The organism is Stutzerimonas stutzeri (assembly GCF_019090095.1).
Classification (GTDB): domain Bacteria; phylum Pseudomonadota; class Gammaproteobacteria; order Pseudomonadales; family Pseudomonadaceae; genus Stutzerimonas; species Stutzerimonas stutzeri_AN.
The window spans coordinates 1,336,402-1,351,154 of record NZ_JAGQFP010000001.1 but is presented as its reverse complement, the minus strand read 5'-3'; the positions used below and the strand labels follow the sequence as shown (position 1 = coordinate 1,351,154).

Sequence of the window (14,753 nt, the reverse complement as noted above, 5' to 3'; positions counted from 1 at the left end):
GCGAGTTAGCCGCCAACTGTATCGGTCGTGCATAACAGTGTTGTACTACTGTTATGGTTCAGTTGGCGGAGACGGACGATATGACCAATCTGTTGCTTTATCAGCGCATCGCTCATCAGCTCGCCGAAGACATCCGGCGAGGGGTCTATCGTCCTGGCGAGCGCGTGCCGTCAGTGCGCAAGATGAGCATGCAGCTCAACGTCAGCCATGCGACCGTCCTCCAGGCATACGCCAATCTCGAAGACCAGGGGATGATCCGGGCGCGTCCGCAGTCCGGCTTCTACGTCCACCATACGCCCGCGCTGACCGCACCGACACCCGATATCGCCCAGGTCGAGCGGCCGACGCTGGTCACGCGCAGTAGCATCATCAACCAGGTCTTGAGCGAGTCACGCCGCGACGGGCTCATTCCGCTGGGCGCCGCCGTGCCCCACGTGGACTACCTGCCGGCGCGAGCGCTGCACCAGCAGCTTGCCAAGGTCACCCGCTTCCAGAGCCAGCGTGCGTTCAGCTACATGTTCAGCCCCGGCTACGAGCCGCTGCGTCGGCAGGTCGCGATTCGGATGCGCGACGCCGGTGTAGTCGTCGGCCCGGATGAAGTGGTGATCACCCATGGTTGCGTCGATGCGCTGCAGATGTCCTTGCGGGTGCTGACCAAGCCGGGCGACCTCATCGCGGCGGAGTCGCCCAGCTATTACGGCCTGTTGCAATTGGCCGATCTGCTGGGGCTCAAGGTGATCGAAATCCCCTGTGACCCCGATACCGGGCTCAGCCTCGAGGCGCTGCAGCTGGCGGCCAGCCAGTGGCCGATCAAGGCGTTGGTACTGACGGCGCGTCTGAGCAATCCGCTCGGTGGCAGCGTCCCTGACGCACGGCAGAAACAGTTGTTGAAGATGGCGGCGAATTTCGACATCCAGATTGTCGAAGACGATATATACGGCGAGCTGTTGTTCGATGTGGGCTCGATCCGCGCGCTCAAATCCAACGATACGGACGGGCGAGTCATCTACTGTTCGAGCTTCTCCAAGACGATCTCGCCTGGGGTGCGCATAGGCTGGATCATTCCCGGGCGCTACCGTGAGGAGGTCCAGCGGTTGCAGACGTTCAGCACGCACTCGGCGTGCAGCGTTACGCAGATGGGCGTGGCGGCGTATCTGGAAAACGGTGGTTATGATCGCCACCTGCGTTACATCCGCCACGAATACCGCAAGAACCTCAGCGCTTTTCAGCTGGCCGTGCAGCGGTATTTTCCGGAAGGCACGCAGATGACGCGACCCACCGGCGGCTTCATTCTCTGGGTCAGTCTGCCGGCTCGGGTGAACACCAAGGAGCTGCACGTTCAGGCCTTGAAACGCGGTATCAGCATCGCGCCGGGCTTGATCTTCAGTAACACCGAGCAGTTCAATCACTGTGTGCGGCTCAACTGCGGATTGCCCTGGACGGCAGAGGCTGAGCGAGCACTGAAGACACTCGGCGAGCTGGCAGGAGATCTGTGCCGGCAGTCGAACTGACAGGATCGAAGGAGGCGTTGGCCATGAAATGCTTGGGTTGGTTGTTGGCGCTTCCCCTGTTGGTCGCTTGTGACGGCGATAAGCTGCCCTCACAGCCAGGGCCGCCAGCCAAACCCAAGGTCGAAGCCCCGGCCAGCAAAGGCGAACCCGTGACCGCCCTCGAACCGGCCGCCGATCACGCCAGCAGCGACGCGGAGAAGCCAGCTATCGAGATCGAGCTCGAACCGGTTGCCGACGAAGCGTCCGACAAACTGCCGTCCGAGCAGGTTGCCGCCACGAAGCCCGCACCGGCAGCTGCGGCGCCGACGAGCCCAAAGAAGAAGGTTGCGGTAGAACACGTCGAGTTGCCCGAACCTGAGCTTGACCTCAGCCTTCCGGAGGATTGGGCCGAAGAGCTCGAACCGGAGGACCGGGAAGATACCGCCTCGATGCAGTTATTACCCCCGCTGTTCGAAACGGGTGAATCCGACAAGTCGCTGCAGATGAGTGGGCGTCTGCTGCAAGGGTTGCGCGAGGAAGACGCCCTGATCGATGGGGCTGAGATCAATTTCGAACTGAAGCGCTGATCGGCTCCGCGCCTCTAGCGCACCGGGTCGTGGCGCGCGATCGCCTCGTTGTCGACTTCTCCCAGCAAGGCGCGCAAGGCATCCGCTGGCAGCGGGTGGCTCATGTGAAAGCCCTGGATCTCGCTGCAGCCGTCGGCCACCAGGCGCGTCAGCTGCTCGGACGTCTCCACGCCCTCGGCGGTGACCCGCATGTGCAGCCCGCGACCGAGGTCGATGAGCGCCTTGACGATGGAGTGGTCTTCGCTTGAGTGCGCCATGCCGACCACGAAGCTGCCGTCGATCTTGATCGTGTCGAACGGATAGTGGCGCAGGTTGTTCAGGGACGAGTAGCCAGTGCCGAAATCGTCCATGGCCAGGCGTACCCCGATGCGCTTCAGTTCGTTGAGCACATCCAGGGTGCGGCGGTTTTCCTGGAGCAGCGCCGTTTCGGTGATTTCCAGTTCAAGCCGGTGGGCCGCCAGCCCGGTTTCGTGCAGCACGGTGCGAACCAGGTCGGGCAGCACGTCGTTGCGTAGCTGCAAGGGAGACAGGTTGACCGAAATCATCAGTGAATCGGCCCACTCGCTGGCTTCGGTGCACGCCTGCCGGAGTACCCACGCACCGAGCGGAACGATCAAGCCGGTTTCTTCTGCCAGCGGAATGAAGTGCTCCGGCTTGAGCAGGCCGCGGCTCGGGTGACGCCAGCGCAGCAGCGCTTCGGCGCCATTGATGCGCATGCCTTCGCTGAAGTAGCGCGGCTGGTAATGCACCTCGAACTGGCCGTCGGCGATGGCCTCGCGCAGTGCGTCCTCCTGATGGCGTCGTTCGAGCAGGCGTTGGTCCATCTCGCTGCCGTAGAACCGCCAGGTACCACGGCCATCGGACTTGGCCTGATACAGCGCGATGTCGGCGCAGCGCAGCAGCTCGCTGGCCTGCGTAGTGTCGGTTGGCGCCATCGCGATGCCGACGCTGGCGCCAATGTGAATCGGATGGCCTTCGTAATAGAAGGGCTCGCTAATGGCCTCGACAATGCGGGCGCAGAGCCCTTGAACGTCTTCGTTGTGCTGCAGGCGGCTCATGACCAGGACAAATTCGTCGCCGCCCAGCCGCGCCACCAGGTCATCGCCCCGGGTGCATTGCTTGAGGCGATTGGATACGCCGACCAACACCTCATCGCCCGCGCCATGGCCCAGCGTATCGTTGACCGGCTTGAAACGATCCAGATCGATGTACAGCACGGCCAGCCTGGATCCGCTGGCTAATGTGGCCAGCTTGTTATCCAGATAGTCGCGCAGGCGGTTGCGATTCGGCAGGCCGGTCAGGGCGTCGTGCTGCGACAGGTACTGCACCCGGGCCTGGGCACGGGTCTCCTCGGTGATATCGCTTGCCGTGCCTCGGTACCCGAGAAGGGTGTCGTCCCGGTAGATCGCTCGTGCGGACAAACGGCAGTTGCGTTCGCAACCGTTGGCCGCCTGATAGCTGCAGCGCAGCGGTGCCTGGTGTGGGGCGGCCAGCCAATCCTGCAAGGCGGCATGATCACTGATCAGCAGGTCGATCAACGGACGGCCAATCCAGGCGGCTGGCTGATGGCCGGTAATTTCCTCGAAGCGGTTGGAAAGGTAGGTCAGCCGCGCATTCTGATCGGTCTCCCAGATCCAGTCCGACGCGGCTTCGGCCACGTCGCGGAAGCGCGCTTCGCTGGCGGCCAGTGCCTGGCGGCTGCGGGAGAGTCGCTCGTAGTTGGCATCCATGAGACGCACGGTCTTGAGTGCCTGGCGCAGCAGGAGCCAGGCCAGGAGGCCGAGCCCCAGGGTGACCGCAGCCAGCACCGGCAGCGTCACCCACAGCAGATAATGTCCCGGCTGCGACAGGTCCCAGGTGAAGCGTTGGGATGTCCCGTCGACTCGTTGCAAGGCCAGCCAAGCGTCATGGCTGCGCGATGTCCTCTCATCGACACGCAGGCCTTCAACCATGAAGTTATGCCCCAGCTGGCGGAGCTGGTCGGCATCCAGCACATCGACGAACAGCAAGGTCGGGGCGGGGCCCGCCATCGGCTCGATGTCGCTGCCGCCTGGTGTCATGACCGCAGCGGCAACCATCGCCGGCTGCCCCTCCGTCGTCAGCAGGCCGACGATAGCCTCGTCATCTTCGACGGCTTCGCGGGCTTGCGCGAGCAGCGTCTGCAGCCCGCCGCCGAGCCATTGGCGTGCATCGACTTGGACCAGCTTGCCGCGGATCACCGAATAGGTCGTTTCGCCATCGCCGTCGACCACCAACAGCCCCTCGTAGCCGAAGTCGTTGTAAAGCGACGGGCCGAGGTTTTGTTGGTCATAGGCCCAAGCGGTATTCACCCGCTTACTCAGGTTGGCGTAGGCGTCTCCCCAGAACGCGTTGTCGGCGACCTGGCGAGCCATGTTGCGCTTGCGTGCCTCAAACGCCTTGCCGGCCAGAGCGGTCTGCTGGGTCAGCGCATCGCGGTCGATGGTGCGCGCGATGTGCATGATCGCGACGGCAGCAACGATCAGGGCAGCGGCCAGCAGGCACGCGATGCCAGGCAGAATGCGTTTGGAGAATGCCGCTTGGGCTTTGGGGTTGATGAGGGTTGGCGGCGACGGGGGCGACGGCATGAGGCTTCCTTGAGGAAGACAGAATCATCTCGCGAATAGAGGCCAAAAGCCATCATTGACTGTTGGGTCAGCTATTGTTCAGGGCAATGGGGTTCCGGGGCCGGTCGCGCTATCGATCGCGCGCGTCTTGGGCGTCCGCTTCGGCGTTACGTTCGGCGATCCGTTTCTTCTGCTCGTCGGTCAGCGGGATTTTTCGGGCGTCGGCGCGCAAGGCCAATAACCCCCCGACGATCATGCCGAGAACCAGGATGATCAGTAACCAGATGTACCAGGGCATGTCTTTTCTCCTGTTGTAGGCGTGCGTCACCTTACGCCACGGTCTTCAGCCGCGCTACGGCGTGCCTGGACGGACCACGAACGGGCGGTCTCGATGAGGTTTTTCTGCGACAATGCGTGCCGAAATTGCCGAGGAACCCTCATGTCCTGCCAGACCCCCATCATCGTTGCGCTCGATTTTCCTTCCCGTGATGCCGCGTTGGCCTTGGCCGCTCAGCTCGATCCGGCGCTATGCCGCGTCAAGGTCGGCAAGGAACTGTTCACCCGCTGCGGTCCACAGATCGTTGAAGCGCTGCAGCTTAAAGGTTTTGAGGTGTTTCTCGACTTGAAATTCCATGACATCCCCAATACCACGGCAATGGCGGTCAGCGCTGCAGCCGAGTTGGGCGTCTGGATGGTCAATGTTCACTGCTCCGGTGGCCGGCGGATGATGACGGCCTGTCGCGACATCCTGGACAAGGCGAATGGCTCTAAGCCGTTGCTCATCGGCGTGACGGTGCTGACCAGCATGGAGCAGGCGGATCTGGCCGACATCGGTCTCGATGTGGCACCTCAGGACCAAGTGCTGCGTCTGGCCGGACTGGCCGCGGAGGCGGGGCTGGACGGCCTGGTGTGCTCGGCACAGGAAGCGCAGGCCCTGAAAGCACGTTTCGCGCAGCTGAGCCTGGTGACACCGGGGATTCGACCGGCGGGCAGCCAGGCGGACGATCAGCGGCGGATTCTCACGCCTGCCGAAGCGATGGCGGCGGGTTCGGATTATCTGGTGATCGGCCGTCCCATCGCACAGGCTGCCGACCCCGCCCAGGCGTTGGCTGCGGTGGTCGGCGAGCTGGCTTGAACGATCATGCCGCGGACGGTCGTCGCGGGTGCGACAACCGTCTGCGAGGGGGGGAGGTCAGCTGACCTTCAGCACCAGCTTGCCGAAATTGCCGCCGGTGAACAGCTTCATCAGCGTCTCGGGGAAGGTCTCCAGGCCTTCGACGATGTCTTCCTTGCTCTTCAGTTCTCCGCTCTGCATCCAGCCGGCCATGTCCTTCATTGCTTGCGGGTACTGCGAGACGTAGTCCATCACCACCATGCCCTGCATGCGCGCACGGTTGACCAGCAATGACAGATAGTTGGCCGGCCCCTTGACCGCTTCTTTGTTGTTGTACTGGCTGATGGCGCCGCAGATGACGATACGTGCGCCCACGCCGATGCGGGTCAGCACGGCATCCAGGATGTCGCCGCCGACGTTGTCGAAGAAGACGTCGACGCCCTTGGGACATTCACGTTTGAGGCCCGCTGCAACATCTTCGCTCTTGTAATCGATGGCCGCATCGAAGCCCAGTTCGTCGACGAGGAAACGGCACTTGTCGGCGCCGCCGGCAATGCCTACTACGCGACAGCCTTTGATCTTCGCGATCTGCCCAGCGACGCTACCCACCGCACCGGCCGCACCGGATATAACCACGGTATCGCCCGCCTTGGGTTCACCCACGGACAGCAGTCCGAAATAGGCGGTCATCCCGGTCATGCCCAGCGCGGAGAGGTAGCGTGGCAGCGGCGCCTGGTTCGGGTCGACCTTGTAGAAGCCTTTCGGCTCGCCAAGAAAATAGTCCTGTACGCCGAGCGCACCGTTGACGTAATCGCCTTCGGCGAAACCTGGATGCTGGGATGCGATTACCTTGCCCACGCCCAGGGCGCGCATCACTTCACCGATACCCACCGGCGGAATGTAGGACTTGGCGTCGTTCATCCAGCCGCGCATGGCGGGGTCGAGCGACAGGTATTCATTCTTGACGAGAATCTGGTTCGGGCCGGGTTCGCCCAGCGGTTTTTCGACGAACTCGAAGGTGTCGCGGGTCGGAGCGCCGACAGGGCGCTTGGCCAAGAGAAACTGGCGGTTGGTCGTGTTCATGAAGACCTCTGAGGTGGGCAAAAGCTTGGTGTAGCCCGTCGAGCCCGGCGCTGCAAGCAAGGCCGGCGAGCTGGAATGCATTGGCATCCGCCTGAGTGATATCACCCGCCAGCTGTTAAGCCGCGTGCGCGATAGCGGTATAAACATGACCGCTCCGTGGCCTGTGGTCACGTTCGGACTCGCAGCTTTTCAATCTATAAAGGGTTTTCAGCATGAGCATGGGTTTCTCCGGTCAGGTGGCGTTGGTAACAGGGGCGGCGGCCGGCATTGGCCGCGCGACGGCACTGGCGTTTGCAAGACAAGGCCTTAAGGTGGTGGTGGCCGACCTTGACGAAACGGGCGGCGCTGCCTGTGCGCAGGCGATTCATGACGCCGGCGGCGAGGCCCTGTTCGTACGGTGCGACGTCACTCGCGACGCCGATGTCCAGGCGATGGTCGAACAGGCGGTGGCGCGCTTCGGCCGCATCGATTACGCCTTTAACAACGCCGGGATCGAGATCGAGCAAGGGCGCCTGGCCGAAGGCAGCGAGGCCGAGTTCGACGCCATCATGGGCGTCAATGTGAAAGGCGTCTGGCTGTGCATGAAGCATCAGTTGCCGGTGATGCTGGCTCAGGGTGGCGGTGCGATCGTCAATACGGCCTCGGTTGCCGGCCTGGGTGCGGCGCCGAAGATGAGCATCTATTCGGCTTCCAAGCACGCCGTGATCGGGCTAACCAAGTCGGCAGCGATCGAATATGCCAAGAAGAAGATCCGGGTCAATGCGGTCTGTCCGGCGGTGATCGACACCGACATGTTCCGCCGTGCCTACGAGGCCGATCCACGCAAGGCCGACTTTGCTGCCGCCATGCACCCGGTCGGACGCATCGGTACGGTGGAGGAGATCGCCGCCGCGGTGCTCTATCTCTGTAGCGATGGCGCCGCGTTCACCACCGGCCATGCGCTTGCGGTCGACGGGGGCGCGACGGCTATCTAGCCGCGCCGAACCCGCAAGTGCGGCGCGGAGTCTGTGGGTGCGGTCCCGGCCGCGAATGGGGCAGCACCAGAGTGAATAGATGCGGTCAAGACCGCTCCCACACAGCGGTTACTCAGCGTCCTGTTGGCCGGCTTGTCGAGTCCAACCTCTGTGCTTCAGGCCCGCTTGTTGAGAATCAACAATGTAAGCCCGCCCGCGACCAGGCCCCATAGCGCGGAGCCGATGCCGAACAGGCTCAGACCTGATGCGGTGACCATGAAGGTCACCAGTGCCGCCTCGCGCTCGCGGGGCGCCAGCATGGCCTGGGTCAGGCCACTGCCGATGGAACCCAGCAGCGCCAGCGCGGCGATGGACAGCACCAGCGCCGACGGGAACGCGGCAAACAGCGCGGCCAGGGTCGCGCCGAAGATGCCGGCAATGCCGTAGAAGACGCCACACCAGACCGCCGCCGTATAACGCCGTGAGCGGTCCGGATGGGCTTCTGGCCCGCTGCAGATGGCCATGGTGATGGCCGCCAGATGGATGCCGTGAGAGCCAAAGGGGGCTAGCAGGACCGATGCGAGTCCGGTGCTGGTGATCAGCGGTGAGGCGGGCACGTCGTAGCCTTCTGCGCGCAGCACGGCCAGACCGGGCATGTTCTGCGAGGCCATTGCGATGACGAACAGCGGAATGCCGATGCTGAATAGCGCCGCGAACGACAGGCTCGGGGTGGTCCAGACCGGCACCGCGACTTCCAGGCTCAGCTGTCGGAAATCGAGCAAGCCCAGCCCTCCTGCCAACAGGCAACCGACGACCAGCGCCGACAGTACGGCATAACGCGGTTGCACGCGCTTGGCCAGCAGGTAGCTGAAAAACATCGCCAGCACCAGCACGGGCTGTACCTCCACCGCGCGGAATATTTCGCTGCCGATGTTGAACAGCACACCGGCTAACAGCGCTGCGGCAAGTGAGGCGGGTACCTTGCGCATCAGCCGCTCGAAGCTGCCGGTGATTCCGCATAGCGCGATCAGCGCCGAGGCGAACACGAAGGCGCCAATCGCTTCCCCGTAGGGTACGCCAGGAAGGCTGCTGATCAGCAGGGCGGCGCCAGGTGTCGACCAGGCGATGACGACGGGTGTTCGATAGCGCAACGACAGGCCGATGCTGCAGATCGCCATACCGATCGACAGCGACCAGATCCACGATGAAATCTGCCCGCCGCTGAGCCCCGCGGCCTGGCCAGCCTGGAACATGAGCACCAGCGAGCTGGTGTAGCCGGTGAGCATGGCGATGAATCCCGCCACGACGCTCGAGGCCGAGCTGTCCTGGAGAAGCCGTACAGGTGTGAGAGTGGTGGTGGGCATGGGCGGGGTCGGTTCCCTATGAGCGGCGATGTGTAAAAGGCTGGCGGATCGCGAATGCTGCGGTTGCCAGCCGATGTTGCGGTCAATCGATACAGGCTAGGGAAGCGACGCAAGCGCGTCCCGGTACAGCCAGCGAGCGGATCGGCATAACAGTGGCCAACCGCTCAGCTCTGCCATTCGTCCCTCGCCCGAGGCGGTGTTGGGACCACCCTGCAAACCCTGGCACCGATGTTGCTATTACTCCTGTACTCGCTGCGAGGCGTCAAAAAAACCGCAGCTGTTGGAGGAATGATGAGTCAGGGTATCGAATTCAATCGCTTGATGCTGGAAATGCGGGCCATGCAGACCGATGCAATGGCGCGCTCCAAGCCGGTGACCGCAGCCCCCGAGGTTGGCGCACCGAGCTTTTCCGACATGCTTGGCCAGGCGGTCAACAAGGTGAACGAAACCCAGCAGGCCTCCAACCAAATCGCTACCGCTTTCGAGATGGGCCAGGGTGGCGTCGATCTGACCGAAGTCATGATCGCTTCGCAGAAAGCCAGTGTTTCTTTCCAGGCCATGACCCAGGTGCGTAACAAGCTGGTCCAGGCGTATCAAGACATCATGCAGATGCCGGTTTAAGGCAGGGTTTGAATAATGGCTGAAGCGCTTAGCAAAGTACCCGTACCGGTCGATTCGGACGCCCCGAAGAAGCCGTTCCTGGGCCTGTCGTTTCTGGAAAACCTTTCCGAGATGTCGATGCTGCGGCAGATCGGCCTGCTGGTCGGTCTGGCGGCGAGCGTGGCCATTGGCTTTGCCGTGGTGCTCTGGTCGCAGCAACCGGACTATCGCCCGTTGCTTGGCAGCCTCGCCGGGATGGATGCCAACCAGGTGATGGAGACCCTCGCTGCCGCGGACATTTCCTACACCGTCGAGCCTAATTCTGGCGCCTTGCTGGTCAAGGCCGATGATCTCGCCCGTGCCCGTCTGAAACTGGCCAGCGCCGGCATCGCGCCGACCGACAGCAACATCGGTTTCGAGATCCTGGACAAGGATCAGGGCCTCGGCACCAGTCAATTCATGGAGGCGACCCGCTATCGTCGCGGCCTCGAAGGCGAACTGGCCCGTACCATTTCCAGCCTGAACAACGTCAAGGGCGCTCGCGTGCACCTGGCAATCCCGAAGAGCTCGGTGTTCGTGCGCGACGAGCGCAAGCCTACCGCCTCGGTACTGGTCGAACTCTACCCCGGCCGCAGCCTCGAGCCGAGCCAGGTGATGGCGATCATCAACCTGGTTGCCACCAGCGTGCCCGAGCTGACCAAGTCGCAGATCACTGTGGTCGATCAGAAGGGCAATCTGCTGTCCGATCAGCAGGAGCTGACCGAGCTGAGCATGGCCGGCAAGCAGTTCGACTACAGCCGCCGCATGGAGAGCCTCTACACCCAGCGCGTGCACAACATTCTGCAGCCGGTGCTGGGCAGCGGTCGCTACAAGGCGGAAGTCTCGGCCGACGTCGATTTCAGCGCCGTGGAGTCCACCTCGGAGACCTTCAACCCTGATCAGCCGGCGCTGCGCAGCGAGCAGAGCGTCAGCGAACAGCGCCAGAGCAGCCTCGGGCCGCAGGGCGTTCCGGGTGCACTGAGCAACCAACCGCCGGGCCCGGCAAGCGCGCCGGAAAACGCCAAGGCCGGGCAAGCCGCTGCCGCGGGTGCCGTGGCCCCGGGCCAGCCGCTGCTGGACGCCAATGGCCAGCAGATCATGGATCCGGCAACTGGCCAACCGATGCTGGCGCCTTTCCCGGCGGACAAGCGTGAGCAGGCTACGCGCAACTACGAGCTGGATCGTTCGATCAGCCACACCAAACAACAGCAGGGTCGCCTGCGCCGCCTGTCGGTGGCCGTGGTACTCGACGATCAAGTGACGGTATCGGCAGAAGGGCAGGCCACGCGAGTACCGCGTAGCGCCGAAGAATTGGCGCGTCTGACTCGCCTGGTGCAGGACGCCGTTGGCTTCGACGCCAGCCGTGGTGACAGCGTCAGCGTAATCAACGCGCCGTTCGCCACCGATTCGCTGGACGATGCGTTCGTCGATATCCCGTTCTACTCGCAACCCTGGTTCTGGGATATCGTCAAACAGGTACTCGGGGTGCTGTTCATCCTGGTGCTGGTGTTCGGTGTGCTGCGGCCTGTGCTGAACAACCTGACCAACGCGGGCAAGGGTAAGGAATTGCAGCCGGCCGGCGACGCCGAGCTGGGCGATATCGAGGGTATAGAGGGTGGCCTGTCCAACGACCGGGTCAGCCTGAGTGGGCCGCAGAGCATCATGCTGCCGAGCCCGACCGAGGGGTACGATGCGCAATTGAATGCCATCAAGAATCTGGTAGCAGAGGATCCGGGCCGGGTGGCTCAGGTCGTCAAAGATTGGATCAACGCAGATGAGTGATGCTCGAGTTCCTGCCAACAAGCTGAACAAGGTCGACAAAGCCGCGATTCTCTTGCTCTCGCTGGGTGAGGCCGACGCCGCGCAGGTACTGCGGCATCTGGGGCCGAAAGAGGTCCAGAAAGTCGGCACGGCGATGGCGCAACTGCGTAATGTGCAGAAAAACCAGATCGAACAGGTGATGGGCGAGTTCGTCGAGATCGTCGGCGACCAGACCAGCCTCGGCGTCGGCTCCGACGGCTACATTCGCAAGATGCTCACCCAGGCACTGGGCGAGGACAAGGCGGGCGGCCTGATCGACCGGATCCTGCTGGGCGGCAACACCAGCGGGCTGGACAGTCTGAAGTGGATGGAGCCACGCGCCGTGGCCGACGTGATCCGCTACGAGCACCCGCAGATCCAGGCGATCGTGGTCGCCTATCTCGATCCGGACCAGGCGGGCGAGGTGCTGTCGCACTTCGACCACAAGGTGCGCCTCGATATCGTATTGCGCGTGTCCTCGCTCAATACCGTGCAACCGGCGGCGCTGAAGGAGCTGAACCTGATTCTGGAGAAGCAGTTCTCCGGCAACGCCAATACCACTCGCGCAACGCTGGGCGGCGTCAAGCGCGCGGCCGATATCATGAACTTCCTCGACAGTTCGGTCGAAGGCCAGCTGATGGACGCCATCCGCGACGTGGACGAAGACCTCTCCGCGCAGATCGAGGACCTGATGTTCGTCTTCGACAACCTCGCCGATGTCGACGATCGGGGCATTCAGGTGCTGCTGCGTGAAGTATCCTCCGACGTCCTGGTGCTGGCGCTCAAAGGTGCCGATGAAGCCATCAAGGAAAAGATCTTCAAGAACATGTCCAAGCGCGCTGGCGAGTTGCTGCGTGACGACCTCGAAGCCAAGGGGCCGGTGCGCATCAGCGAAGTCGAAGGCGCCCAGAAGGAAATCCTTACCATCGCTCGCCGCATGGCCGAAGCCGGAGAGATCGTGCTCGGCGGCAAGGGCGGCGAAGAAATGGTCTAGCAAGGCACTGAGAGCGAATGTCCAAGGAAAACCCAAGCGATGTGATCCGCGCGAAGGACGTCAATGTGTTCGATCGCTGGGCGCTGCCGAGTTTCGATCCGCACGGCGCCGAGCTGCCGGAGCCAGAGGTGTCGGACGAGCCCACGGCCGAGCAGGAGCTGTCGCGCAGCGAAGATGTGCCGGTTGAAGAAGTCAAACCGCTGACGCTCGACGAGCTCGAGGCGATTCGCCAGGAGGCCTACAACGAAGGCTTCAGCACCGGGGAGAAAGACGGCTTTCATGCCGGCCAGCTCAAGGCCCGTCAGGAAGCCGACGCGACGCTGGCGCCCAAGCTCGCCAGCCTTGAAAAGCTGATGGGGCAGTTGCTCGAACCCATCGCCGATCAGGATCGCAACCTCGAACACGCGATGGTCACCCTGGTCAGCCAACTGGCGCGTGAAGTGATCCAGCGTGATCTGTTGATCGACTCCAGCCAGATTCGTCAGGTGCTGCGCGAGGCGCTCAAGTTGTTGCCCATGGGCGCCAGCAACGTGCGCATCCATATCAATCCGCAGGATTTCGAGATGGTCAAAGCGCTGCGCGAGCGGCACGAAGAGACCTGGAAGATCATCGAAGACAGTGACCTGATGCCCGGTGGCTGTCGCATCGAGACCGAACAGAGCCGCATCGACGCGAGCATCGAGACACGCCTGGGCCAGGCCATCAGCCAGCTGTTCGAGCAGCAGCGGGAAAACGCCACCAGCCCGCCCGAAGCCGATCTGCACCTGGATCTGGACGACCCCGATGCGCCTTGAACGAACCAGTTTCGCCAAGCGCTTCGAAACCTACGGCGAGGCGATCAAGCTCCCCAGCCAACCGATCCTCGAGGGTCGGTTGTTGCGTATGGTCGGGCTGACGCTCGAAGCCGAGGGGCTGCGTGCCGCAGTCGGCAGTCGCTGCCTGGTGATCAACGAAGACAGCTACCACCCGACCCAGGTGGAAGCCGAGGTCATGGGCTTCGCCAGCGGCAAACTCTACCTGATGCCGGTCGGTAGCCTGGCCGGTATTGCCCCGGGTGCGCGCGTCGTGCCGCTGGCCAACACCGGACGCCTGCCCATGGGCACCTCGATGCTCGGTCGGGTGCTAGACGGCGCCGGCCGCGCCCTGGACGGCAAGGGCGGCATGAAAGCCGAAGACTGGGTACCGATGGACGGCCCGGTCATCAACCCGCTCAAGCGCCACCCGATCAGCGAGCCGCTGGACGTCGGCATTCGCAGCATCAATGGACTGCTCACTGTCGGTCGTGGCCAGCGCCTGGGCCTGTTCGCCGGCACCGGTGTGGGTAAATCGGTGCTGCTCGGCATGATGACGCGCTTCACCGAGGCCGACATCATCGTGGTCGGGCTGATCGGCGAGCGGGGCCGCGAGGTCAAGGAGTTCATTGAGAACATCCTCACCGAAGAGAGCATCAAGCGTTCGGTGGTGGTCGCCTCGCCAGCCGACGACGCGCCGCTGATGCGCTTGCGGGCCGCCATGTACTGCACGCGCATCGCCGAATACTTCCGCGACAAGGGCAAGAACGTCCTGCTGCTGATGGATTCGCTGACCCGTTTCGCCCAGGCCCAGCGCGAAATCGCCCTGGCCATCGGCGAGCCGCCGGCGACCAAGGGCTATCCGCCGTCGGTGTTCGCCAAGCTGCCGAGCCTGGTGGAGCGCGCCGGTAATGCGGAGGCGGGCGGCGGCTCGATCACCGCGTTCTACACGGTACTGTCCGAGGGCGACGACCAGCAGGACCCGATCGCCGATGCAGCGCGCGGGGTGCTCGACGGCCACATCGTGCTGTCGCGGCGGCTGGCCGAGGAGGGCCATTACCCGGCCATCGACATCGAAGCCTCCATCAGCCGGGTCATGCCGCAAGTGGTCAGCGCCGAGCATGTGCGTCATTCGCAACGCTTCAAGCAGCTCTGGTCGCGTTATCAGCAGAGTCGTGACCTGATCAGCGTCGGTGCCTATGTGCCGGGTGGCGATCCGGAGACCGACCTGGCTATTGCGCGTCAGGCGGAGATGGTGCGCTACCTGCGGCAGAGCCTGAACGAAGCCGAGCATCTGGCGCAGAGCGAGGCTTTGCTGACCGCCGTGTTCAATCCCAAGGCAGCGAGCTAACC

The 14,753-nt window shown here is 63.3% G+C and carries 13 protein-coding genes; 9 read left to right on the top strand and 4 right to left on the bottom strand.

Translation table 11 applies throughout. The annotated features are described in order from the left end of the window. Positions 1-80 precede the first annotated feature (80 nt). Both KVO92_RS05840 and KVO92_RS05835 read left to right on the top strand, forming a co-directional pair. On the top strand, positions 81-1,511 hold the full coding sequence (locus KVO92_RS05840) for a PLP-dependent aminotransferase family protein (protein ID WP_217474678.1): 1,431 nt from the start codon (positions 81-83) through the stop codon (positions 1,509-1,511). A 149-nt stretch (positions 1,512-1,660) separates the two neighbouring features. Then, complete coding sequence (locus KVO92_RS05835) at positions 1,661-2,077, top strand: hypothetical protein (RefSeq protein WP_217474677.1); 417 nt, start codon at positions 1,661-1,663, stop codon at positions 2,075-2,077. A 14-nt stretch (positions 2,078-2,091) separates the two neighbouring features. Here KVO92_RS05835 and KVO92_RS05830 read toward each other — a convergent pair whose 3' ends face one another. Both KVO92_RS05830 and KVO92_RS05825 read right to left on the bottom strand, forming a co-directional pair. Beyond that, positions 2,092-4,683, bottom strand: coding sequence for a bifunctional diguanylate cyclase/phosphodiesterase (locus KVO92_RS05830; protein ID WP_217474676.1), 2,592 nt, complete (start codon positions 4,681-4,683; stop codon positions 2,092-2,094). Between the two features lie 109 nt (positions 4,684-4,792). Continuing rightward, positions 4,793-4,960: a DUF2897 family protein gene (locus KVO92_RS05825; protein ID WP_217474675.1), complete on the bottom strand. Its 168-nt coding sequence runs from the start codon at positions 4,958-4,960 to the stop codon at positions 4,793-4,795. A gap of 141 nt (positions 4,961-5,101) precedes the next feature. Here KVO92_RS05825 and pyrF point away from each other — a divergent pair, with 141 nt between their 5' ends. After that, a complete protein-coding gene (pyrF, locus tag KVO92_RS05820) occupies positions 5,102-5,797 on the top strand; it encodes an orotidine-5'-phosphate decarboxylase (protein ID WP_217474674.1) in 696 nt (231 codons plus the stop codon). 57 nt (positions 5,798-5,854) lie between these two features. On the opposite strand, the gene KVO92_RS05815 is transcribed toward pyrF, so the two are convergent. Then, entirely contained in the window at positions 5,855-6,859 is a 1,005-nt protein-coding gene (locus KVO92_RS05815) for an NADP-dependent oxidoreductase (protein WP_217474673.1), read from the bottom strand. A gap of 212 nt (positions 6,860-7,071) precedes the next feature. Between KVO92_RS05815 and KVO92_RS05810 the strand changes: the two genes are divergently transcribed. Further along, a complete protein-coding gene (locus KVO92_RS05810; protein ID WP_217474672.1) occupies positions 7,072-7,833 on the top strand; it encodes an SDR family oxidoreductase in 762 nt (253 codons plus the stop codon). Positions 7,834-7,988: 155 nt separating this feature from the next. On the opposite strand, the gene KVO92_RS05805 is transcribed toward KVO92_RS05810, so the two are convergent. Continuing rightward, a complete protein-coding gene (locus KVO92_RS05805; protein WP_217474671.1) occupies positions 7,989-9,176 on the bottom strand; it encodes a benzoate/H(+) symporter BenE family transporter in 1,188 nt (395 codons plus the stop codon). A gap of 291 nt (positions 9,177-9,467) precedes the next feature. On the opposite strand from KVO92_RS05805, the gene fliE reads away from it, so the two are divergent. From fliE to fliI, 5 genes are read left to right on the top strand one after another with little or no spacing between them, the layout of a single operon-like run. Further along, positions 9,468-9,797, top strand: coding sequence for a flagellar hook-basal body complex protein FliE (gene fliE, locus KVO92_RS05800; protein ID WP_217474670.1), 330 nt, complete (start codon positions 9,468-9,470; stop codon positions 9,795-9,797). A 15-nt stretch (positions 9,798-9,812) separates the two neighbouring features. Next, positions 9,813-11,597 (top strand): flagellar basal-body MS-ring/collar protein FliF, encoded by a 1,785-nt coding sequence (gene fliF, locus KVO92_RS05795; protein ID WP_217474669.1) that lies wholly within the window; start codon positions 9,813-9,815, stop codon positions 11,595-11,597. Next, a complete protein-coding gene (gene fliG / locus KVO92_RS05790) occupies positions 11,590-12,609 on the top strand; it encodes a flagellar motor switch protein FliG (protein WP_217474668.1) in 1,020 nt (339 codons plus the stop codon). Before fliF ends, fliG begins: the two co-directional genes overlap by 8 nt. Before the next feature lie 17 nt (positions 12,610-12,626). After that, positions 12,627-13,403, top strand: a complete 777-nt coding sequence (fliH, locus tag KVO92_RS05785) for a flagellar assembly protein FliH (protein ID WP_217474667.1) — start codon at positions 12,627-12,629, stop codon at positions 13,401-13,403. Further along, positions 13,393-14,751 carry a flagellar protein export ATPase FliI gene (gene fliI, locus KVO92_RS05780; protein WP_217474666.1) on the top strand — a complete coding sequence of 453 codons (1,359 nt, stop codon included), beginning with the start codon at positions 13,393-13,395 and terminating at the stop codon, positions 14,749-14,751. The genes fliH and fliI overlap by 11 nt, the downstream gene beginning before the upstream one ends. Positions 14,752-14,753 lie beyond the last annotated feature (2 nt).

What these genes read in the sequence shown, in the direction of transcription:
- KVO92_RS05815 (WP_217474673.1), bottom strand. Translation starts at nt 6,859, where the DNA reads ATGAACACGACCAACCGCCAGTTTCTCTTGGCCAAGCGCCCTGTCGGC.
- fliE (WP_217474670.1), top strand. Translation starts at nt 9,468, where the DNA reads ATGAGTCAGGGTATCGAATTCAATCGCTTGATGCTGGAAATGCGGGCC.
- KVO92_RS05805 (WP_217474671.1), bottom strand. Translation starts at nt 9,176, where the DNA reads ATGCCCACCACCACTCTCACACCTGTACGGCTTCTCCAGGACAGCTCG.
- KVO92_RS05830 (WP_217474676.1), bottom strand. Translation starts at nt 4,683, where the DNA reads ATGCCGTCGCCCCCGTCGCCGCCAACCCTCATCAACCCCAAAGCCCAA.
- KVO92_RS05810 (WP_217474672.1), top strand. Translation starts at nt 7,072, where the DNA reads ATGAGCATGGGTTTCTCCGGTCAGGTGGCGTTGGTAACAGGGGCGGCG.
- pyrF (WP_217474674.1), top strand. Translation starts at nt 5,102, where the DNA reads ATGTCCTGCCAGACCCCCATCATCGTTGCGCTCGATTTTCCTTCCCGT.
- fliI (WP_217474666.1), top strand. Translation starts at nt 13,393, where the DNA reads ATGCGCCTTGAACGAACCAGTTTCGCCAAGCGCTTCGAAACCTACGGC.
- KVO92_RS05840 (WP_217474678.1), top strand. Translation starts at nt 81, where the DNA reads ATGACCAATCTGTTGCTTTATCAGCGCATCGCTCATCAGCTCGCCGAA.
- fliH (WP_217474667.1), top strand. Translation starts at nt 12,627, where the DNA reads ATGTCCAAGGAAAACCCAAGCGATGTGATCCGCGCGAAGGACGTCAAT.
- KVO92_RS05825 (WP_217474675.1), bottom strand. Translation starts at nt 4,960, where the DNA reads ATGCCCTGGTACATCTGGTTACTGATCATCCTGGTTCTCGGCATGATC.
- fliG (WP_217474668.1), top strand. Translation starts at nt 11,590, where the DNA reads ATGAGTGATGCTCGAGTTCCTGCCAACAAGCTGAACAAGGTCGACAAA.
- fliF (WP_217474669.1), top strand. Translation starts at nt 9,813, where the DNA reads ATGGCTGAAGCGCTTAGCAAAGTACCCGTACCGGTCGATTCGGACGCC.